The following is a 19,465-nucleotide window of genomic DNA, read 5'->3' as shown; positions in this document are numbered from 1 at the left end:
GGAGGCCTCGGGGACCGGCGGGAAGACCACCCGCTCTACCATGGGGGCCATGCCCGACGCACTGCCCGATCCCGACACCGCCGCCGCCTCCGCTGCCGAGCAGGCCGCCCCGCCGCGCAGGCGCACCCTGGTGGTCAAGATGGGCTCCAGCTCGGTGACCAAGCAGTCCGGACCCGATCCCGTCCTGCTCGCGAACGCGCTCGAGAGCGCCTTCACCGCGCGCGGTCTCGGCTGGGACGTCGTGCTCGTCTCCTCCGGCGCCGTGTCCTCGGGCCGCGCCCTCTTCGCCCGCTCCCAGGACGAGCCGATCAGCTCCCGGCTGGCCGCCGCCGTCGGCCAGACCGTGCTCATGGGCTTCTACCGCTCGGTCGCCGAGCTCTCCGGCGCTCTCGTCGCCCAGATCCTGATCGGCGAGTCCGACCTCGCGTCGCCCCGCCAGATGTCCCACGTCGCGGAGGCGATCCGCCACGCCCTCGACGCCGGCGTCGTCCCCATCGTGAACGGCAACGACACCATCGACTCCGCGGGGTCCGACAACGACGGGGTGGCCGGCGGCCTGGCGATGCTCCTCGGAGCCGATCTCCTGCTCCTGCTCACCGACGTGCCCGGCGTCTTCGCCGGCAGCATCGCGGAGGGCGTCCACCTCGACGAGCTGGGCATCGCGGAGCTGCGCGGAATCGGCGTGCAGAAGGGCGGCACCGGCCGGGGCGGCATCCGCTCCAAGCTCAAGGCCGCCGAGCTCGCCGCCCACAACGGCGTCTCGACGCGCATCGCCGGCGCTCGGACCCCCGACGTGATCCTGGGCGCGATCGACGGGCCGGGCCCCGGCACCCTCGTCCGCGCGGTGCACGGGCACCCCGGTGTGGAGCAGCGCTGGATCTCGGGTGTGGCCACGGCGCGGGGGCGCGTCGAGATCAACCTCGAGGCCGAGCGGAGCATCGACTCGGGCTCCAGCCTCTTCGCCTCGGGCATCAAGCGGGTGTCGGGCGATTTCAGCGGGGGAGACGTCATCGAGGTGCGGGCCCTGAGCGGCGAGCTCCTCGCCCGCGGAGTGACCAGGGTCTCCTCCCGCCTGCTCACGCTGGTGAGGGCCCTGCGCGTCGACGAGATCGCCCGCGTCTTCGTCGCGGTCCTCGCCCACGCCGCAGCGGGAGGCGCGCAGGCGGCCGCCGTCGACGGCGAGCGCCCCCAGCTCGCCCGGGCTCTGGAGTACACCCGCGGGCTCTCCTCCGAGCACGCTCGCGCCGTCGCGATGGAGATCGTCGGACTGTTCCCGGCCGAGAGCATCTCGGCGCTCCTGGGGCTCGGAGCGGAGGAGGGCGAGCTGGTCGAGCGCTACACGCGCCTCGTGCGCACCCTCGCCATCGTCGAGAACCAGCACTTGTCGGTGTTCAAGGACTGAGCCTCGAGGCGACGCTTCACGCCAGGGCCGCAGGTCATTCCACGCCACGGCGTCATGATCGCGGCTCTCGCGTGTCTCTCTGGTGACGGCGCCGAATCCGGGTGCCCCGATCGATCGGACCACCATGAGCCCCACCTCCTCGCCCTTCCCCTACCCCTCCGACGAGCGGATCACCGTCGAGGGCTTCGAGACCGGGCGCCTGCTGCGGCGTCTCGACCTGCTCGAGGAGTCGATCGCCGCGAGCGAGCGGGCTCTGCGCGGATCGATCGACCCCGCCTCCGGCGAGTGCCGCCCGGCAGCCCGGGGCGGGCACCGCGAGCAGATCCTGAGCAACCTGGCGGTCGAGCGGGCCCTCGCCGAGACGATCCGGAGTGCGCTCGCGTCGCGCCGCTGAGGCGTCGCTCGCCCGGCGGATCGAGGCGGTGGGGAGGCGGATGGGGCACCATGGCCCCATGGTCACCCTCACCGTCGCCGGCACCGCGCAGCACTTCCATCCCGCCGAGCGGGGCACCGTCCGCCTCGAGATCCGTCGCGAGTCGCGTTCGCGCTCGGCCGTGCTCGCCGAGGTCGTCTCGCTGCACGCGACCGTGCGCGACCAGGCCCGATCGGAGCAGCAGTCCGGAGCGGCGACGTGGTGGTCGGCCGACCAGGTCTCGGTCTCGACCGTCCGCCGGTTCCTGAAGGACTCCGACGTCGCCGAGGTCTTCCACATCGCGGCCGCCGGCGTGAGGGTGAAGTACCGCGACTTCGACGCCCTCGGCCGCTGGGTCTCGTCCGTGTCCGAGCTGCCCGGCGTGGTAATCTCGGGCGTGGAGTGGGCGCTGACCGCCGACCACCGTGCAGCCCTCGAGCGCGAGGTCCGCGTGGCGGCCGTGAAGGATGCGCAGGAGCGTGCGTCGGCCTATGCGTCGGCCCTCGGTCTCAGTGAGGTGCGCGTGCTCACGCTGTTCGAGCCGGGCCTCCGTCCGAACACCGCGAACTCAGGAGGGGGCCACGGTGCGATGAGCCGGATGGCCGCCTTCAGCTCCCAGGAGGAGCCGCTCGCCCTCAAGCCCGAGGACATCGAGGTCTCCGCCTCGATCTCCGCGGATTTCGAGGCGCTCTGACGGGAGCTCCCGGCGGCCGCAGGGAGTGACGACGGCGCCTCTGCGAGATGTGCAGCGGCTCGTCGGGAGGACCGGGTCATTCCCCAGGCGCCGACTGCTGGAGTTCCGCCCACGTACGGGCGGACAGGCCGAAGAGGTCGATGAAGCCGGTGGCGCTGGTCTGATCGAAGCGCGATCCGGAACCGTAGGTGACGAGCGCCTTCTGATACAGGGGCCGCGGTGCGCTGCGTCCGACGGTCACGGCCTTCCCTGCGAGCAGCTTCATCCGGATCGTCCCGGTGACCGCCTGCTGGGTGTGCTCCACGAAGGCGTCGAGCGCCGCACGGAGCGGCCCGTGCCAGAAGCCGTCGTACACCAGCCGGCCGTACACCGTATCCAGCTTCCGCTTCTCGGTCAGGACCTCGGGAGGCAGCACGAGCGTCTCCAGCTCGGCGTGAGCCGCGAGCAGCACCGTCATCGCCGGCGCCTCGTACAGTTCCCGCGAGAGGACGCCGACGACCCTGTTCTCGAGCATGTCGATGCGGCCGATCCCGTGTGCTCCAGCACGCTCGTTCAACCGCTGCACGAGGTCGAACGGGGACATCTCCCGGCCGTCGAGCGCCGTGGGCCGACCTCGTTCGAACCGGATGTCGACGTATTCGGCGATGTGGGGTGCGTTCTCCACCGCTGTCGTCAGGGCCCAGACATCCTCGGTCGGCTCCCAGTCGAGGTCTTCGAGAGGACCTGCCTCGACATTGCGACCGAGCACGTTGAGATCGATGGCCCACGGGCGCTCCTGAGAGACGTGGGGAGGTATGCCGTACGTCTCCGAGTAGGCGATCGTTTCCGCTCGCGTGAAGGGCCACACTCGTGCAGGCGCCAGGATGACGAGGTCGGGGTTCTTCAGTGCGATCCCCAGGTCCATCCGGACCTGATCGTTGCCTTTGCCGGTCGCGCCGTGCGCGACGGCATCGCAGCCGGTCCTCGCCGCGGTGTCGACGAGCAGCTCCGCAATGAGAGGTCTGCCCAGAGCCGAGGCGAGAGGGTAGTGCAGCTCGTGCACCGCGTTGGCCGCAAGCGCGCGGAAGCCGTACTCCTCGACGAACCTCTCCTTGACGTCGATGATGATCGAATCGTCAGCACCGGCGAGAAGGGCCTTGCGTCGGATCGGCTCGAGTTCGTCCCCCTGACCCAGATCCGCGGCCATGGCCACGATGTAGTCGCACCCCATCGCGTGTCGGAGGTAGGGGATGCACGCAGTGGTGTCGACTCCGCCCGAGTATGCGAGCACGACCCGCCGTCCGGCCGTCACGATCCGCTCCTCTCGCTCAGGGTGCTGCGATCGGGCCGGAGTGCGTCGGTCCGTCGTCGCAGATCCTGCACGGCTCGAGCAACGAGGGCGGGAGCGGTTCCCCCTGTCGAGGTGCGCCGCGAGAGAGCGTGCTGGAGGTCGAGGACGCTGGTCGGGATCCCTTCGAGCGCGGGTGAGTACGCGACGATCGATCCCGCGTCGATCTCATGCAGTTCGAGCCCCTCCTGCTCGAGTGCCGACACGAGGGAAGCGACGACTCCGTGCGCTTCCCGGAAGGAGAGGCGCCGTTGCTCCACGAGCCAATCGGCGATCTCGGTCGCAAGTGCTCCACCGCGTGCGGCATCCCGTCTCATCCGCTCTCGATCGAACTCGAGCCCCTCCACGAGTGCCGTCATCGTCCGCACGCAGAGATCGATCGTGTCGGCGGCGTCGAAGACCGGCTCCTTGTCCTCCTGCATGTCTCGGCTGTAGGCGAGCGGCAGGCCCTTCATCACCACGAGAAGCGTCACGAGGTCGCCGACCAATCGTCCGGATTTCGCTCGGATCAACTCGGCGGCGTCCGGATTCCGCTTCTGCGGCATGATCGACGAACCCGCCGAGAGCCCCTCGGGAAGTCGCACGTACGCGAACTGCGTGGAACTCCAGATCACGAGCTCCTCGCTCAGACGGGACAGATGCATTCCGAGCGTCGCAGCCGCCTGGAGGAAGTCGAGCATGAAGTCCCGATCCGAGACCGCGTCGATCGAATTCCGCATCGGGCCGGCGAATCCGAGCGCAGAGGCTGTCGCTGCCGGATCGATCGAGTAGCCGGAGCCCGCGAGCGCTGCAGCTCCCAGCGGTGATTCGTCCGCCCGCTCCTCGGCGGCGGCGAAGCGCTTCCTGTCGCGGTGCAGCATCTCCGCGTACGCGAGCAGATGGTGTCCGATCGTCACGGGTTGGGCGCTCTGCAGGTGAGTGAATCCCGGCATCGGTGAAGCCGCTTCCTTCTCAGCTCGGTCGAGGAGCGCGTGAAGGAGTCCTTTCAGGAGGTCGTCCATCGTGCGAGTGGCCTGGCGCACCCAGAGGCGCGAGTCGAGCGCCACCTGATCGTTCCTCGAGCGAGCGGTGTGGAGCTTTCCCGCCACCGGTCCGACGAGCCGGTGCAGTCGAGCTTCGATGTTCATGTGGATGTCCTCGAGTGCACGGTCCGGTCGGAAGATGCCGGAGGCGACCTCGGCTTCGATGGTCCGAAGACCGCGCCGGAGGATCTCGGACTCCTGAGCAGTGACGATGCCCCTGTCGCCGAGCATGCGAGCGTGCGCGATCGAGCCCTCGAGATCGATCAGGGCGAGCCGCTCATCCACATCGATCGAGGCGTTGATCTCGAGGAGGAGAGGGTGGACGGCGCCGGTGAATCGATGCGCGCGCAGCGGATCAGAAGTGTCGTTCGTCGTGGATGCTGTCATGAAAAGTCCTTCCGTGGTCGTTGGTCGGAGGAGGTCAGGCTGGAGAGGGTGAAGTCGAACGAGCAGCCGTACCGCTCCCGCTTGCGCCGTATCTCGCGGCGCCGGTAAGAATCCGCTTTCCACTGGAGGGGGTAGAGAACGGAGAGGAACAGTCGACGCAGGAGTGGACGTCCTGGAAGATCGTGAGGCGTTCGGTGCACGGTGAATCCGTGGCGGAGGACCATGCGACGCATCGTGTCCTCGCAGAAGAAGAGGAGAAGGCGTCGCCCGTGAAGCTGCTCGATGATCTCCGAGAGGAGCCGAGGGCCGATCCCGCGACCGCGGTGGGTCTCACGCACGAAGAGGACCGCCACTTCGCTCCAGCCTCCGAGGAAGGCGTGCACGAGCGCCGCACCGACCACGTCGCCTGATCGGCGATCGAGCGCGACGAAAGTCTCGCGACGGCCGCACCACTCCTCCAGGCTGTAGCCGGTGATCGTGGTCGACGACCGGATCTCCTCGACGACGAGATGAGCTTCCGACCTGGTGAGAGGGCGGTGCTCGACGACCACCGATTCCAGATCTGCGCCGATCCGCGCGCCGCTCATGACGCGACCGCGATCAGGGTCACAGCGCCTGCTGCCAGAACGAAGCCCGCAGCCTGCCCGATGCCGATCCGCTCTCGGATCACCACGACGGCGAGTGCGACGGTGACGGCGGGATAAAGCGCGATCAGCACGCTCACGATCGACAGCATCCCTCCTCGGAAGGCCGAGAGCATCGTCACGTTCGCGACGACGTCGAGGAGGCCGATGCCGACGACGAGGAGCAGCATCCGGCCGCGCAGGACGCCGGTCGGCCGGACGAGCACTGCGCCGGCCAGGACGAGGGCGGATGCGGTCACCCGCGCGGCGACGAGGGGCCACAGACCAGAAGCGCTGTCGATGCGGTCCGTGAAAACGAAGCTGAGGGCGAAGCACGTGCCGGCGCCGAGAGTCAGGAGGGCGACGCGCCGAGTGAATCGGCGGCCGTCCCGCGCCGGGGCGGACTCGCGACTCACGAGGACGATCGCGACGATCGCCAGCAGAACGCCGACGCCCGAGACCATCGACGGCCGTTCGCCGAGAGCGAGTCCGACAGCGACAGGCACGCCGGCCACCAGGACCGCGGTCAGCGGGGAGACGATGCTCATGGGTCCCTCTGCGAGGGCGAGGTAGAACCACCACATCGCGACCGCCATGACGGCTCCGGAGGCGGCTCCCCACAGGAGCGAGGAGCCGCTGGGCGACCCTCCTGCAAGGGGAGCGATCACCGCGATGACGACGGCCGAGACCGGATACGACACCAGGATGACGCGCAGAGCGGCGACGCCGCGAGAGGCGAACCCGCCGAGGAAGTCGCTGACGCCGTAGGCCACGGCGGAGGTGAGGGCGAGGAGAAGGAAGGTCAACCTGTATTCCTGTCGGTCGATGCGACGAGTGATGAGCATGGCTCACATCAAAGGAGACCATACCGGGATGGTGGTCGTCCGAGCGGCTCGTGCCAGCGACTGTAGGAAGCCTCGCGAGCGGTCGGGAAGCGCGGAGTGGAACTGTGGAGAATCCGGGGATGGCCGCGGGTGTGAGGGCGGTAGTGACCGGTCGGCGGAGGTCTGAGGAATACCCCGGCCCTCTCCGACGCTGAAGCACGCATGGTCTCGCGCATCGGCTTCCTCTCCTTCGGTCACTACCAGTCGGTTCCGGGGTCGATGACGCACACCGCGCGCGACGTCCTGCTGCAGACCATCGAGCTCGCCGAGGCGGCCGAGGAGATCGGGCTGGACGGTGCCTATGTCCGGGTGCACCACTTCGCGCCGCAGCTCGCCTCGCCCTTCCCGCTCCTGGCGGCCATCGCCGCGCGGACCCGCCGGATCGAGATCGGCACCGGCGTCATCGACATGCGCTACGAGAACCCGCTCTACATGGCGGAGGAGGCGGCGGCGACCGACCTCATCTCGGGCGGCAGGCTCGAGCTCGGCGTGAGCCGGGGATCGCCCGAGACAGCTCTGCGCGGCTCGGAGGCCTTCGGGTTCGTGCCGCCCGAGGGCATGACCGACGCCGATCTGGCCCGGCACAAGGTCCAGCTCTTCCGCGAGGCGCTCGCCGGCGCGCCCGTCGCCCAGTCCGATCCGGCGATGACGCGTCAGTCGATCCCGCTGTCGATCGAGCCGCGCTCGCCGGGGCTCGAGGGCCGCATCTGGTGGGGAGCGGGCAGCTTCGCCACCGCGCGCTGGGCGGCAGAGCAGGGGATGAACCTGCAGTCCTCGACGCTCCTCCTCGAAGAGGAGGGGATCCCCTTCGACGAGCTGCAGGCCCGGCAGATCCGCGAGTACCGCTCCGCCTGGGCCGACGCCGGCTGGCAGCGCGAGCCGCGCGTCTCCGTCTCGCGCAGCGTCCTGCCGATCACCAGCGAGCTCGACCGCCTCTACTTCGGCGGCCGCGGGGGAGAGGACCAGGTCGCGTCGCTCGAGGGGGTCGCGGCCCGCTTCGGCCGCAGCTACACGGGCGAGCCCGATCTGATCGCCGCGGAGCTGGCCGCCGACGTCGCGGTGCAGGAGGCGGACACGCTCCTCCTGACGGTCCCCAATCAGCTCGGCGTCGAGTACAACGCCCGGCTCCTGCAGACGATCGCGGAGTCCGTCGCCCCGGCGCTGGGCTGGACATCCGCTCGGGTGGTCACCGCGTCCTGACGCGGGGACGGAGGAGGCGATGAGACTCGCGGGGACGGCGGCAGCGGTCGCGGCGACGGCGGCAGGGGCGGCCGCGCTCGGCGTCCTGCTCGCCCGCCGGGTGGTCCTCCCCGGCCGACCGCGATTCGTGCGCCTCCACTCGGTGACGGCGTCGACCGTGGTGCTCGACGCTGACTCCGCGACCGTGCGCCCGGGGACCTTCGGCCTCTGGTCGCCCGAGCGCGACGGGCACCTGCGCATCGGAACGGTCCTCCGGCACGATGCGGACACGGCTCGCGTCCAGCGGGAGGTCCTCGCGTCCACCGGTGCGCCGTTGCGCCCCGGTCCGGTGCGATGGACGGGTCATGTCTTCTCCGGTCCCGAGGAGCTCGACCCCGCGGTCCGCACCGTGCCCGTCCCCGTCCCGGGCGGGACCGCCCCGGCATGGGTGCTCCCCGGCTCGGACGTCTGGTTCGTGCACGTGCACGGCATCCGGACCAGCCGAGTCACCGCACTGAGGTCCGTGCCGGTCGCGCAGCAGCTCGGCGCCACCTCGATCGTCCCCTCGTTCCGGGGGGACGGCGACGGCCCGGACGTCCCCCGAGGCGCGTCGACCCTCGGCCAGACCGAGTGGCAGGACGTCGACGCGGCACTGGAGTACGCCGTCGCGCACGGGGCGCGCTCGCTGGTGCTCGTCGGGTGGTCGCTGGGTGCTCAGATCGCACTGCTGCTCGCCGAGCGCTCCGCGCACCGGGAGCGCATCGCGGGTCTCGTGCTCGTCTGCCCGGCGACCGACTGGCGCGGAGCGATCCGCCACGGCGCCCGACGCGCCGGCCTGCCCGTGGGCGCCGCTCGTCTGGCGGAGTGGGCTCTCGGCGATCGGATCCTGCACCGTCCCGCCGGGCTCCCGGTGCCGATCGATCTCGAGGCCCTGGACTGGGGGTGCAGGGGAGCGGGTCGCAGTGCCGACGCTCGTCCTGCACTCGGTCGGGGATCCGGAGGTGCCGTTCGCACTCACCGAGCGGTTCGCCGCGGCGAACCCCCGCCTCGTCGAGGTGGTCGCCTTCGCGGACGCCGCTCACGGCGGCGAGTACAACCTCGATCCCGAGAGGTTCGACCGAGCGGTGAGCGAGTGGGCGGTGCGCACGATCCCGGCCGACTGATCCCGCCGCAGGGCGGACCGTCTCGGCGGGAAGCGCATCTCACCGAGGGGCGCACGGCCGGGAACGAGAAGCCCGGGAACGAGAAGCCCGGGAACGACGAAATCCCCGCCTCTCCGAGGAGAGACGGGGATTCCTTCTTCTGTGTCCGAGGGGGGACTTGAACCCCCACGCCCTATACGGGCACTAGCACCTCAAGCTAGCGCGTCTGCCATTTCCGCCACCCGGACGAGTGTTTGTTCCGGCCTGCGTTTCCGCGGCCGAAGAAGACATTAGCACGGTTTCAGGAGGGTGGATGACACCGCGGAGGGAGCCCCCCGCCGCTAGCGTGGGGGCATGACCAGCGCCTCCGACTCCTCCGTCCCCGAGCAGGATCTCGACGAGACCGCGCTGATCGCGCGCGACCTCATCCGCTTCGACACGAGCAACTACGGCGAGGGCCGTGCGGAGCCCGAGCGGGAGGCCGCCGAGTACGTCGCGTCGCACCTGCGCGATCTGGGCCTCGAGCCCGTGCTGATCGACTCCGACCCCGGCCGCACCAGCGTCGTCGCCCGGGTCACGGGGGAGGAGCGCGACCGCGGCGCCCTCGTCGTGCACGGCCACCTCGACGTCGTCCCGGCGATCGCCGAGGACTGGAGCGTCGATCCGTTCGGCGGAGTGATCAAGGACGGCATGCTCTGGGGTCGAGGCGCCGTCGACATGAAGAACATGGACGCGATGATCCTCGCCTCCCTGGGCGACGTGCTGCGCTCGGGCCGGCGCCCCTCGCGGGACCTCGTCATCGCGTTCTTCGCCGACGAGGAGGCGGGCGGTGTCCGCGGATCCGGTCACCTCGTGAAGACGCGTCCCGAGCTGTTCGCCGGCGCGACCGAGGCGATCAGCGAGGTCGGCGGCTACTCCATCGACCTCGACGGGACGCGCGCCTACCTCGTGCAGACCGGTGAGAAGGCTCTCCTGTGGCTGAAGCTCCGGGCGCGCGGCACCGCCGGGCACGGCTCGCAGATCAACCGCGAGAACGCGGTGACCCGCCTCGCCGAGGCGATCGCGCGCATCGGCAGCGAGGAGTGGCCGACCCGCCTCACCGACACGACCCGGGAGCTCCTCGGCGAGGTCGCCCGCATCCTCGGTCGCGATCCCCAGCGCAGCACCCCGGAGGAGCTGGCGATCGCCACCGGCACCGCCTCGCGCTTCATCGCGGCGACGCTGCGCACCACTGCGAACCCCTCCATGCTGAGCGCCGGCTACAAGGCGAACGTCATCCCCGAGTTCGCCGAGGCGGTCGTCGACGTCCGCGTGCTGCCGGGCGAGGAGGACGCGGTGCTCGAGCGGATCCGCGAGCTCGCGGGCGAGCACATCGAGATCGAGGTGCAGCACCGCGACATCGGACTCGAGGTCCCCTTCGCCGGCCCTCTCGTCGAGAGCATGGCCGCGTCCCTCCGGCGCTTCGACCCCGACGCGGAGGTGCTGCCCTACCTGCTCTCCGGAGGGACCGACAACAAGGCCCTCTCGACGCTCGGCATCACCGGCTACGGCTTCGCTCCGCTGCAGCTGCCCGGGTCGCTCGACTTCCCGGCGCTGTTCCACGGGGTCGATGAGCGGGTTCCGCTCGACGCACTAGTCTTCGGGAGGAAGGTCCTGACCGATCTGCTCCTGCGATCCTGAGGTCAGCCTCCCGACCGCCACCGACCGCCTGCTGGCCGACGACGCCCCAGCCCTCCTCGAAAGTGACGCATGGGCCTGCTCGAAGCGCTGATCCTGGGACTCGTCCAGGGTCTGACCGAATTCCTCCCCATCTCCTCCAGCGCCCACCTGCGCATCGTCAGCGAACTGCTGCCGGGGCTCGACGGCCGGGACACCGGAGCGGCGTTCACCGCCATCACCCAGCTGGGCACCGAGACCGCGGTCATCATCTACTTCTGGCGCGACATCGTGAAGATCGTCGGCAACTGGTGCCGGTCGCTCGTCGGCCGGGTGCCCCGCTCCGACCCGAACGCCCGGATGGGCTGGCTGATCATCATCGGCAGCCTCCCGATCATCGTGCTCGGCCTGATCTTCCAGGACGCGATCGAGACGACGCTCCGCTCGCTCTGGGTGGTCGCGACGACGCTGATCCTCTTCGGCATCCTGCTCGGCATCGCGGACCACGTCGGAGCGAAGAAGCGCCGTCTGCGCGATCTCAACGGCCGCGACGGCCTCATCTACGGAGGCGCCCAGGCGCTCGCGCTCATCCCCGGCGTCTCCCGCTCGGGCGGCACCATCACGGCCGGCCTCTTCATGGGCTACGAGCGCAAGGCCGCGGCGCGGTACTCGTTCCTCCTGGCGATCCCGGCCGTCTTCGGCAGCGGTCTCTACCAGCTCTACAAGAGCATCAGCGATCCCGAGGTGCTGCCCAACCAGATCCAGGTGGGCGGCATGGAGACGCTGGTCGCGACCATCGTCGCCTTCGTGGTCGGCTTCGTCGTGATCGCGTTCTTCATGGGCTACATCTCCCGCCGCAGCTTCCTCCCGTTCGTGATCTACCGGATCCTGCTCGGCGGCGTCCTCATGGTCGCGCTCAGCACCGGACTCATCGCGGCCTAGATGCGCGCCTGGAACTCCCCGTCCGTCCCCGCTCTCCCCGGCACCGGACCCGTGCCCCGCGTCCGCGACACCGCCACCGGCGGTCTCGTCGAGCTCGCGGCCGAGGAGGGCACGGCCCGCCTCTACGTCTGCGGCATCACGCCCTACGACGCCACCCACCTCGGCCACGCCTCCACGTATCTCGCCTTCGACATCGTCCAGCGGCTGTGGCTCGATGCGGGTATCACCGTGGAGTACGCGCAGAACATCACCGATGTCGACGACCCGCTGCTCGAGCGCGCCACGGCGACCGGCGTCGACTGGCGCGAGCTCGCCGAGGAGCAGGTGGAGCTGTTCCGCGGCGACATGGCGGCGCTGCGCATCCTGCCGCCCGCCCACTACATCGGCGTGACCGAGACGATCGAGCCGATCGCCGAGGCCGTCGCCCGTCTCGAGCGCGACGGCGTCGCGTACCGCGTGCCGGCCCCCGAGGGCGCGGCCGACGGCGCCGACGACCTCTACTACGACATCTCGGCGGCCGAGGGCGAGGTGTGGCACCTGGGCAGCGAGAGCGGGCTCGATCCGGTGACGATGGCCGAGCTCTTCGCGGCCCGCGGCGGCGATCCCGATCGTTCCGGCAAGCGGCACCCGCTCGATCCGCTGCTGTGGCGGGCGGAGCGACCGGGGGAGCCGGCGTGGGACTCCGCCGTCGGGCGCGGACGGCCCGGCTGGCACATCGAGTGCTCGGTGATCGCCCTCGACCGCCTCGGTCCCGACTTCACGCTGCAGGGCGGGGGCAGCGACCTCGTCTTCCCCCACCACGAGTTCAGTGCCGGGCACGCCGCGTCGCTCTCGGGCCGCCCTCTCGCCCGCGCGTACGCGCACGCGGGCATGGTCGCCTACGAGGGCGAGAAGATGAGCAAGTCGCTGGGCAACCTGGTGCTGGTCTCGCGGCTGCGCGCAGAGGGCACGGATCCGCGCGCCGTCCGTCTCGCGCTCCTCGCGCACCACTACCGCTCCGACTGGGAGTGGCTGCCCGAGGACCTGCCCGCCGCGATCGAGCGCCTGGAGCGGTGGGAGGCGTCGCTCGCCGAGTCGGGGACGGCGTCGGCCGTCGAGGTCCTCGCGCGCCTGCGCGCCGTCCTCCGGGAGGACATGGACACCCCCGGGGCACTCGCCCTCCTGGACGCCGTGGCGGCGACCGGGGTGGACGACCCGGCGCTGCTGCGCGACGCGGTCGACGCCCTCCTGGGAGTCCGGCTCGGCTGATCCGCTCGCGGGAGCGGGTCAGCGGGTCACGGGCGCCAGGGCTCCTCGCCGGAGCGCCCGTCGCCTCGGCGGCGCAGGTAGCGCTCGAACTCCTGCGCGATGGCCTCGCCGCTCGCCTCGGGGGAGTCGACGGTGTCGCGCGCCTGCTCGAGCTGCGCGATGTAGGCGGCCATCTCCTCGTCGTCGTTCGCGAGAGCGTCGATCCCGCGCTCCCACTCCTCGGCCTCCTCGACCAGGTCGCCGCGGGGGATCACCAGGCCCACGACCTCCTCGAGCTTCTCCAGCAGCGCCAGCATCGCCTTGGGAGAGGGGGCGTTGTGCACGTAGTGCGGAACGGATGCCCAGATCGAGACGGCGGGGATGCCGACCTTCTGCGCGGCCTCGCCGATCACGCTGAGGATCCCCACCGGACCCTCGTAGCTCGAGCGCTCCAGATCGAGCTCGGAGCGCAGCTCGGCGTTCTCGCTCGACGCGAAGATCGAGATCGGCCGGGTGTGCGGGACGTCGGCGAGCATCGCGCCGAGGAACACGACGGAGGAGATGTCGATCGCGAGCATGGCGTCGACCACCTCCGCGGCGAAGCTCTTCCAGCTCCGCGACGGCTCGGTGCCGACCATCACGTAGAGGGCGCTCTCGGCGTCGACCGAGGTGTCGGCGGGTCCGAAGATCTGCGTGCCGGGCCACGCGAGGCTGCGTCGTCCGTCCTCGCCGATCGAGAGCATCGGACGGGTGTACTGGAAGTCGTAGTACTGCTCCGCGTCGACCGCGAACAGGGGCACGTAGTCGCCGTCGTCCTTGACGAGCCGGACGGCTCCGCTCGCGGCGTCTCCCGCGTCGTTCCAGCCTTCGAAGGCCACGACGAGGACGTTTCCCTTGATCACGTTCATAGGCACGATCTCCGCGTTCGGCTCGAGGTCCGGTTCCCCGCGGTCCGCGGGCACCCGTTGCACAAGGATAGGACCCGGCCCACCCGGGGCTGCGCGGGCCAGACGCTTTCCGCTGTCCGCGTACGGGGCCCGCTCCCGGGCCTGCCGGTACGATGGTCGCTCGTGACTTCCGACACCTCCGCCCCCGGGCGCACGCCGTCCCCGAGGCGCCGGCCGCCGTCCTCTGGGACATGGACGGCACCCTCGTCGACACCGAGCCCTACTGGATGGCCTCCGAGCACGCGCTCGTCGAGTCGTTCGGCGGCGTCTGGACCCACGAGGACGCGATGAGCCTCGTCGGCTCCGGACTCCCCGCCTCCGCGCGGATCCTGCAGGGCAAGGGCGTCGATCTGAGCGTCGACGCGATCATCGACCGCATGACCGACGAGGTCGTCGCGCAGCTCGCCGTCGAGATCCCGTGGCGTCCCGGCGCCCTGGAGCTGCTCTCGGCCGTCCGGGAGGCCGGTGTCCCGCAGGCGCTGGTCACCATGTCGATCGGGCGCATGGCGAGCGCCGTCGTCGACCGCCTGCCGTTCCCCGCCTTCGCCACGATCGTCAGCGGGGACATGGTCCAGCGCAGCAAGCCCGACCCCGAGGCGTACCTCCTCGCCGCGAGCACTCTGGGAGTCGAGGTGAGCGAGTGCGTCGCCATCGAGGACTCCCACGCCGGACTCGCCGCCGCCGTCGCCTCGGGCGCCGCCGCGATCGGCGTCCCGCACCAGCTCGAGCTCGACGCGCGTGCCCCCTACGCCCTCTGGCCCACCCTCGCGGGCCGCACTCTCGCGGACCTCGCGCTGGTGTCCTCCGAGCACCGCGGCGACCGGCCGCGCACGACCGAGACGGAGGCCCTCCGATGACCGGTGAGGCACTGCAGCATTCCGGACCCTTCCGCGCGGGCGACCGCGTCCAGCTGACCGGCCCCAAGGGGCGGATGAACACCATCACGCTGATCCCGGGCAAGGTCTTCCACACGCACCGGGGCGGCATCGAGCACGACACGATCATCGGCCTCCCCGACGGATCGGTGGTGGTGAACACCGTCGGTGTCGAGCACCTCGCGCTGCGGCCGCTGCTCGCCGACTTCGTGATGTCGATGCCCCGGGGCGCGGCGATCGTCTACCCGAAGGACGCTGCGCAGATCCTCGCTCTGGCGGACGTGTTCCCGGGAGCCCGCGTCGTCGAGGCGGGGGTGGGCTCCGGCGCCCTCTCCCTGTGGCTGCTGCGCGCGGTCGGCCCGACGGGGCGCTTGTCGTCCTTCGAGCGCCGCGACGAGTTCGCCGATGTCGCCCGCGCGAACGTCGAGACGTTCCTCGGGTACACCCCGGACAACTGGAGCGTCACCGTCGGCGATCTCGTCGACGAACTGCCCGGAGCGGTCGCGCCGGGAGAGGCCGACCGCGTCGTCCTCGACATGCTCGCCCCCTGGGAGTGCCTCGACGTCGCCGCCGACGCGCTCACCCCGGGCGGCGTCCTGCTCTGCTACGTCGCGACCGTCACGCAGCTCTCCCGTGTCGCGGAGGCGATCCGCGCCTCCGGGCTGTTCACCAACCCGTCGTCGAACGAGACGATGGTCCGCGGCTGGCACGTCGAGGGCCTGGCCGTCCGCCCGGATCACCGGATGATCGGGCACACCGGCTTCCTCATCACCGCGCGCCGGCTCGCCCCGGACACCGTGCTGCCCGAGCTCAAGCGCCGTCCGTCGAAGACGGACTTCAGCGACGAGGACGTCGAGGCGTGGACGCCCGGCGCCCTCGGCGAGCGCGCCGTGAGCCCCAAGAGCCTGCGCAAGCGCGTGCGCGAGTCGGCGACCAGCGCCGAGCTCTCCCGCGCCCGCGGCTTCGGCGCCGAGGAGTCCGACGAGGTCCCCGAGGGCGATGAGGGCATCGTCTAAGATGGATGCGGCCTCCGGGCCGCTGCCCGGTCCTCCCGCCGCCGGGCCCCTCCTGCTCCGCTCCACCCCCGTCGAATAGAGGACCCGTGCGCCGCACCACCGCGCTCATCGCCAGCATCGGCATCGTCGTCGCCCTCGCGGGATGCTCCGCGTCCTCGCCGACCGCCGACTGCGACGCCCCCTTCACCGCCGGGGACTCCTCGTCGGCGGTCGAGGCCAGCGGCGACTTCGGTGCGCAGCCCGAGGTCTCGGTGCCCAGCCCGCTGAAGGCGACCACGTCGCAGGTCAGCACTCTGATCGAGGGGACGGGCGCCCCGCTCGAGAAGGGGCAGCTCGTCACGATCGACTACACCCTCGTCAACGGCGCCGACGGCAGCGTCCTCGAGGCCTCGCCCTACGACGGCGAGAGCACCGCGCGCTTCGCCGTGGGCGGCTCCGGGCTCGTCGGACTGAACGACGGGCTCCTCTGCACGCAGGTCGGCTCCCGCGTCGCGATCGCCATCGCTCCGGAGGACGGCTTCGGCGAGTCCTCCGCGCAGCTCGGCATCGCGCCCGACGACACGCTCGTGCTGGTGGCCGACGTGCAGAGCGCGTCCCTCGCTCGTGCGGACGGCGACCAGCAGCCCGCCCCCAACGGCTTCCCGACGGTCACCCTCGACGAGAACGGCACCCCGGGACTCGCCAAGCCCTCGGGCGACGCTCCGACCGAGCTGGAGATCGCGCAGCTCAAGAAGGGCGACGGGCAGGTCGTCGAGGAGGGCGACCAGGTCGTCGTCGCGTACACCGGCTGGCTCTGGAGCACCGGCGAGTCGTTCGACTCGAGCTGGGAGAAGGGCGCGCCCGTCGTCTTCACCGCGGCCGACGGATCGACCGCGCAGGGCGGCGTGATCCCCGGCTTCGCCGACGCGCTCATCGGCCAGCCCGTCGGCTCGCAGGTCATCGCGGTCATCCCGCCCGAGCAGGGCTACGGCGACACCGAGCAGTCGACGATCCCCGCCGGCTCGACGCTGGTCTTCGTCGCCGACGTGCTCGGGATCGCCTGAGTCGGCCGCGCCCTAGACTGGAGGGCGTGCCCGCCGACGCCTTCTCCCTCGAGCCGCATCCCGGCCGAGGAGCGTCTGTTCAACCTCGTGCTCGCCCTCGTGGCGGCCGAGAACGGGCTGACGAAGTCGGACGTGCTCTCGACCGTGCAGGGCTACCGCCAGCGCTCCGACCGGGGGGACCGGTCCTCCCTCGAGCGCCAGTTCGAGCGCGACAAGGACGACCTCCGCGAGCTCGGGATCCCGATCGAGACGGTCGACGCCCCGGGCGACCCCGGGAACACCCAGACCGTGCGCTACCGGATCGCCAAGCGCAGCTACGACCTCCCCGCCGACATCGCGTTCGACCCGGAGGAGGTCGCGCTGCTCCGCCTCGCCGGTGCGGTGTGGCGCGAGGGGACCCTGTCGGCCGAGTCCCGTCGCGCGCTGATCAAGCTGCGCTCCATCGGCGTCGAGTCCGTGGACCCGGTCATCGGCATCAGCCCCTCGATCCGGGTGCGCGAGGCATCGTTCGAACCGCTGAGCACAGCGCTCGACCGCAACCAGGTCGTCCGGTTCCCCTACCTCAAGCCGGGCGGCGCCGAACCGCGGCTCCGCACCGTCCGGCCGCGGGCGCTGGTCAACCACCAGGGTCGCTGGCACCTGCACGCCTGGGACGAGAGCGCCGAGGGGACCCGCACGTTCCTGCTCGCGCGCATCGTCGGATCGGTCTCCTCGACCGGACGGACGTTCGAGCCGGAGGAGGGGGACCAGGCCGTCCTGGCACTCGCCCAGCTGGACGAGGTGCTGAGCCGCACGAGCGCACTCCTGCGGGTCGCCGCCGACTCCGACGCGGCGCTGCGCCTCGGCCGCCGAGCAGAGACGTCGGGGGAGGGGGAGCACGTGCTCCGCCTGCACTACACCGACGCCGACATCCTCGCCGACGAGTTGGCGGGATACGGACCCGAGGTCGTCGTCCTCGAACCGGTCGAACTCCGCGATGCGGTGGTTCGGCGCCTCCGGCGCTCCCTGTCCGATCACGAGTCCGCGTCCGACTCCGGAGGGAGCCACGATGGCTAGGCCCCGCACGCTCCAGGCCCGCGATCGGCTCGCGGTCCTGCTCTCGATCGTCCCCTACCTCCTCGACCGCGGCCGGGTCGCGGTCGAGGAGGTCGCCGAGCACTTCGACATCTCGCCGGAGGAGGTCCGCCGGGCGGTCCGCCTCATCGCCGTCTCCGGCATCCCCGGCGAGACGTCCCAGTACCAGGCCAACGACCTCTTCGACATCAGCTGGGACGACTTCGAGGAGAACGACCACGTCGAGCTCACCCAGCAGGTGGCCATCGACGACTCCCCGCGCTTCTCGGCGAGGGAGGCGGCCGCGCTGATCGCCGGGATGCAGTACCTCGCCGCGCTGCCCGAGAACCAGGGCAACGACCGCATCGCCACCCTGATGGGCAAGCTGTCGCGCGGAGCGTCATCGGCCCCGAGCGCCGTCGCCGTCGCGCGCGGCACCGGCGCGGACGCCGGGCTCGAGGTGATCCGGGCCGCAGTGGCGGCCGGCACGCAGCTCGCGTTCGACTACCGCAACGCGCGGGGCGAGACGGAGTCGCGCCTCGTCGATCCGTTCCTCCTCGAGTCGGTCGACCGGGACTGGTACCTCCGCGGCTGGTGCCACCTCCGGGAAGGGGTGAGGACCTTCCGCGTCGATCGGATGCGCTCGCTCACCGACACGGGAGCGCCGATCGTGCGCCGTCGGCACGAGGTGACGCTGCCCGAGAGGCTCTTCGAGGCGTCGGACAGCGATCTGCTCGTCGACCTGCGCGTGGCGCCGAGCTCGGTGGCGCTCCTGGGGGACTACGCCGTCGACGCCGAGTTCCCGCCCGTTCCCGCCGATGAGGCAGGGCGAGGGGGTGCTCGTGCGGATCCGCGTCGCGCACCTCGAGGGGCTCACGCGCCTCGTCGCGTCCCTGCCCGGCCTCGTCACCGTCGTCGCTCCGCCGGCGGCGCGGGAGGCCGTGGCCCAGTGGACGCGCGCCGCGCTCCGGGCGAACGGGGAGGCCGGGTCATGACGTGGTGGTCCTGGATCCTGATCTGGACGCTGCTCGCGATCGGCGCCCTGACGGTGCTCGCGCTGTTCCTCGTCTCGTACTGGCGCAAGGGAAGGGTCCTCCTCCGGCAGCTCGAGGAGCTCACGGCGAAGCTCGACGAGATCCAGCCGGACGACGGTGCTCCGCAGGTGCAGCGGCCGCCGTCCTCCCTCTTCGCCGACCGCGATGCGGTGCGCAGGGCCCACGAGTCGCGTCGCGACTCCCGCCGTGACAGGTCCGAGGATCGACGGTCCGCGAGGGTCGAACGGGGTAAGCTCCTCGTACACCGCAACCGACAAGCAAAGTGAGTCTGCAATGTTCGCTGGCCTCCAGGGGTGGCACCTCCTCATCATCCTCGCTGTGATCCTCCTGCTCTTCGGTGCGCCCAAGCTTCCCCAGCTCGCGCGCAGCGTCGGACAGTCGATGCGCATCTTCAAGAGCGAGGTCAAGACCATGAAGGAGGAGGACGGCCCCGAGCGCCGCGACTCCACCGAGGGTCCCGCGTCGACGACCGGCACCACCTCCGGATCGACCACCGGCACCGGCACGACCACGCCGCCCGAGTCACCGCTCAAGTAATGACCTCCGTGGCAGCGAAGAAGCCACGGACGAAGCGAGCGG

Annotated in this window: 19 protein-coding genes, 1 tRNA gene and 1 pseudogene; 15 read left to right on the top strand and 6 right to left on the bottom strand. The window is 71.0% G+C overall.

All coding sequences use genetic code 11. The annotated features are described in order from the left end of the window. Nucleotides 1-49: 49 nt before the first annotated feature. The 3 genes from proB to AC0CID_RS04015 all read left to right on the top strand — a co-directional run bounded on the left by proB (nucleotide 50) and on the right by AC0CID_RS04015 (nucleotide 2,508). Nucleotides 50-1,402, top strand: coding sequence for a glutamate 5-kinase (gene proB / locus AC0CID_RS04025; RefSeq protein WP_465225862.1), 1,353 nt, complete (start codon nucleotides 50-52; stop codon nucleotides 1,400-1,402). A 124-nt stretch (nucleotides 1,403-1,526) separates the two neighbouring features. After that, complete coding sequence (locus AC0CID_RS04020; RefSeq protein WP_207402577.1) at nucleotides 1,527-1,796, top strand: hypothetical protein; 270 nt, start codon at nucleotides 1,527-1,529, stop codon at nucleotides 1,794-1,796. Between the two features lie 58 nt (nucleotides 1,797-1,854). After that, a complete protein-coding gene (locus AC0CID_RS04015) occupies nucleotides 1,855-2,508 on the top strand; it encodes an SIMPL domain-containing protein (RefSeq protein WP_465225861.1) in 654 nt (217 codons plus the stop codon). A gap of 76 nt (nucleotides 2,509-2,584) precedes the next feature. On the opposite strand, the gene AC0CID_RS04010 is transcribed toward AC0CID_RS04015, so the two are convergent. The 4 genes from AC0CID_RS04010 to AC0CID_RS03995 are packed head-to-tail and all read right to left on the bottom strand — an operon-like array spanning nucleotide 2,585 to nucleotide 6,673. Further along, nucleotides 2,585-3,799 carry an argininosuccinate synthase gene (locus AC0CID_RS04010; RefSeq protein WP_465225860.1) on the bottom strand — a complete coding sequence of 405 codons (1,215 nt, stop codon included), beginning with the start codon at nucleotides 3,797-3,799 and terminating at the stop codon, nucleotides 2,585-2,587. Further along, nucleotides 3,796-5,244: an argininosuccinate lyase gene (argH, locus tag AC0CID_RS04005; RefSeq protein WP_465225858.1), complete on the bottom strand. Its 1,449-nt coding sequence runs from the start codon at nucleotides 5,242-5,244 to the stop codon at nucleotides 3,796-3,798. The genes AC0CID_RS04010 and argH overlap by 4 nt, the downstream gene beginning before the upstream one ends. Next, nucleotides 5,241-5,831: a GNAT family N-acetyltransferase gene (locus AC0CID_RS04000; RefSeq protein ID WP_465225857.1), complete on the bottom strand. Its 591-nt coding sequence runs from the start codon at nucleotides 5,829-5,831 to the stop codon at nucleotides 5,241-5,243. The genes argH and AC0CID_RS04000 overlap by 4 nt, the downstream gene beginning before the upstream one ends. Then, nucleotides 5,828-6,673: an EamA family transporter gene (locus tag AC0CID_RS03995; protein ID WP_465225856.1), complete on the bottom strand. Its 846-nt coding sequence runs from the start codon at nucleotides 6,671-6,673 to the stop codon at nucleotides 5,828-5,830. The genes AC0CID_RS04000 and AC0CID_RS03995 overlap by 4 nt, the downstream gene beginning before the upstream one ends. Before the next feature lie 240 nt (nucleotides 6,674-6,913). Between AC0CID_RS03995 and AC0CID_RS03990 the strand changes: the two genes are divergently transcribed. The 3 genes and pseudogenes from AC0CID_RS03990 to AC0CID_RS03980 all read left to right on the top strand — a co-directional run bounded on the left by AC0CID_RS03990 (nucleotide 6,914) and on the right by AC0CID_RS03980 (nucleotide 9,093). Next, nucleotides 6,914-7,951, top strand: a complete 1,038-nt coding sequence (locus AC0CID_RS03990; RefSeq protein WP_465225855.1) for an LLM class flavin-dependent oxidoreductase — start codon at nucleotides 6,914-6,916, stop codon at nucleotides 7,949-7,951. Between the two features lie 19 nt (nucleotides 7,952-7,970). Continuing rightward, nucleotides 7,971-8,672: pseudogene (locus AC0CID_RS03985) on the top strand (alpha/beta hydrolase family protein); the annotation flags it as partial. Nucleotides 8,673-8,892: 220 nt separating this feature from the next. Beyond that, entirely contained in the window at nucleotides 8,893-9,093 is a 201-nt protein-coding gene (locus AC0CID_RS03980; protein ID WP_465228140.1) for a hypothetical protein, read from the top strand. A 142-nt stretch (nucleotides 9,094-9,235) separates the two neighbouring features. On the opposite strand, the gene AC0CID_RS03975 is transcribed toward AC0CID_RS03980, so the two are convergent. Next, nucleotides 9,236-9,320, bottom strand: a tRNA-Leu gene (locus tag AC0CID_RS03975). 106 nt (nucleotides 9,321-9,426) lie between these two features. Between AC0CID_RS03975 and AC0CID_RS03970 the strand changes: the two genes are divergently transcribed. From AC0CID_RS03970 to mshC, 3 genes are all read left to right on the top strand, one after another. Beyond that, complete coding sequence (locus AC0CID_RS03970; protein ID WP_465225854.1) at nucleotides 9,427-10,752, top strand: M20/M25/M40 family metallo-hydrolase; 1,326 nt, start codon at nucleotides 9,427-9,429, stop codon at nucleotides 10,750-10,752. A 69-nt stretch (nucleotides 10,753-10,821) separates the two neighbouring features. Beyond that, nucleotides 10,822-11,670 carry an undecaprenyl-diphosphate phosphatase gene (locus AC0CID_RS03965; protein ID WP_207402567.1) on the top strand — a complete coding sequence of 283 codons (849 nt, stop codon included), beginning with the start codon at nucleotides 10,822-10,824 and terminating at the stop codon, nucleotides 11,668-11,670. Beyond that, nucleotides 11,671-12,918 (top strand): cysteine--1-D-myo-inosityl 2-amino-2-deoxy-alpha-D-glucopyranoside ligase, encoded by a 1,248-nt coding sequence (gene mshC / locus AC0CID_RS03960; RefSeq protein WP_465225853.1) that lies wholly within the window; start codon nucleotides 11,671-11,673, stop codon nucleotides 12,916-12,918. It abuts the gene before it with no gap. Nucleotides 12,919-12,944: 26 nt separating this feature from the next. Here mshC and AC0CID_RS03955 read toward each other — a convergent pair whose 3' ends face one another. Continuing rightward, the gene (locus tag AC0CID_RS03955; protein ID WP_465225852.1) at nucleotides 12,945-13,805 is read right to left on the bottom strand and encodes a proteasome assembly chaperone family protein; all 861 of its coding nucleotides are present in this window, start codon (nucleotides 13,803-13,805) and stop codon (nucleotides 12,945-12,947) included. A 152-nt stretch (nucleotides 13,806-13,957) separates the two neighbouring features. Between AC0CID_RS03955 and AC0CID_RS03950 the strand changes: the two genes are divergently transcribed. From AC0CID_RS03950 to tatA, 6 genes are all read left to right on the top strand, one after another. After that, a complete protein-coding gene (locus AC0CID_RS03950; protein WP_465225851.1) occupies nucleotides 13,958-14,701 on the top strand; it encodes an HAD family hydrolase in 744 nt (247 codons plus the stop codon). Further along, nucleotides 14,698-15,735, top strand: a complete 1,038-nt coding sequence (locus AC0CID_RS03945; RefSeq protein WP_207402565.1) for a tRNA (adenine-N1)-methyltransferase — start codon at nucleotides 14,698-14,700, stop codon at nucleotides 15,733-15,735. Before AC0CID_RS03950 ends, AC0CID_RS03945 begins: the two co-directional genes overlap by 4 nt. Before the next feature lie 86 nt (nucleotides 15,736-15,821). Beyond that, a complete protein-coding gene (locus AC0CID_RS03940; RefSeq protein WP_207402564.1) occupies nucleotides 15,822-16,778 on the top strand; it encodes an FKBP-type peptidyl-prolyl cis-trans isomerase in 957 nt (318 codons plus the stop codon). Between the two features lie 87 nt (nucleotides 16,779-16,865). Beyond that, nucleotides 16,866-17,834 carry a helix-turn-helix transcriptional regulator gene (locus tag AC0CID_RS03935; RefSeq protein ID WP_465225850.1) on the top strand — a complete coding sequence of 323 codons (969 nt, stop codon included), beginning with the start codon at nucleotides 16,866-16,868 and terminating at the stop codon, nucleotides 17,832-17,834. Continuing rightward, complete coding sequence (locus AC0CID_RS03930) at nucleotides 17,827-19,152, top strand: helix-turn-helix transcriptional regulator (protein WP_465225849.1); 1,326 nt, start codon at nucleotides 17,827-17,829, stop codon at nucleotides 19,150-19,152. The genes AC0CID_RS03935 and AC0CID_RS03930 overlap by 8 nt, the downstream gene beginning before the upstream one ends. Nucleotides 19,153-19,159: 7 nt before the next feature. Continuing rightward, a complete protein-coding gene (gene tatA / locus AC0CID_RS03925; RefSeq protein WP_207402560.1) occupies nucleotides 19,160-19,423 on the top strand; it encodes a Sec-independent protein translocase subunit TatA in 264 nt (87 codons plus the stop codon). Nucleotides 19,424-19,465 lie beyond the last annotated feature (42 nt).

The sequence above is a fragment of the Rathayibacter sp. AC451 genome (assembly GCF_979253095.1).
This window is presented reverse-complemented; position numbering and strand designations above follow the sequence as displayed.

Bases quoted from the DNA above. Each gene is read 5' to 3' on its own strand.
- mshC (WP_465225853.1), top strand. From the start codon at position 11,671: ATGCGCGCCTGGAACTCCCCGTCCGTCCCCGCTCTCCCCGGCACCGGA.
- AC0CID_RS03955 (WP_465225852.1), bottom strand. From the start codon at position 13,805: ATGAACGTGATCAAGGGAAACGTCCTCGTCGTGGCCTTCGAAGGCTGG.
- AC0CID_RS04000 (WP_465225857.1), bottom strand. From the start codon at position 5,831: ATGAGCGGCGCGCGGATCGGCGCAGATCTGGAATCGGTGGTCGTCGAG.
- proB (WP_465225862.1), top strand. From the start codon at position 50: ATGCCCGACGCACTGCCCGATCCCGACACCGCCGCCGCCTCCGCTGCC.
- argH (WP_465225858.1), bottom strand. From the start codon at position 5,244: ATGACAGCATCCACGACGAACGACACTTCTGATCCGCTGCGCGCGCAT.
- AC0CID_RS04015 (WP_465225861.1), top strand. From the start codon at position 1,855: ATGGTCACCCTCACCGTCGCCGGCACCGCGCAGCACTTCCATCCCGCC.
- AC0CID_RS04020 (WP_207402577.1), top strand. From the start codon at position 1,527: ATGAGCCCCACCTCCTCGCCCTTCCCCTACCCCTCCGACGAGCGGATC.
- AC0CID_RS03950 (WP_465225851.1), top strand. From the start codon at position 13,958: ATGGTCGCTCGTGACTTCCGACACCTCCGCCCCCGGGCGCACGCCGTC.
- AC0CID_RS03930 (WP_465225849.1), top strand. From the start codon at position 17,827: ATGGCTAGGCCCCGCACGCTCCAGGCCCGCGATCGGCTCGCGGTCCTG.
- AC0CID_RS03990 (WP_465225855.1), top strand. From the start codon at position 6,914: ATGGTCTCGCGCATCGGCTTCCTCTCCTTCGGTCACTACCAGTCGGTT.
- AC0CID_RS03965 (WP_207402567.1), top strand. From the start codon at position 10,822: ATGGGCCTGCTCGAAGCGCTGATCCTGGGACTCGTCCAGGGTCTGACC.
- tatA (WP_207402560.1), top strand. From the start codon at position 19,160: ATGTTCGCTGGCCTCCAGGGGTGGCACCTCCTCATCATCCTCGCTGTG.
- AC0CID_RS03970 (WP_465225854.1), top strand. From the start codon at position 9,427: ATGACCAGCGCCTCCGACTCCTCCGTCCCCGAGCAGGATCTCGACGAG.
- AC0CID_RS03945 (WP_207402565.1), top strand. From the start codon at position 14,698: ATGACCGGTGAGGCACTGCAGCATTCCGGACCCTTCCGCGCGGGCGAC.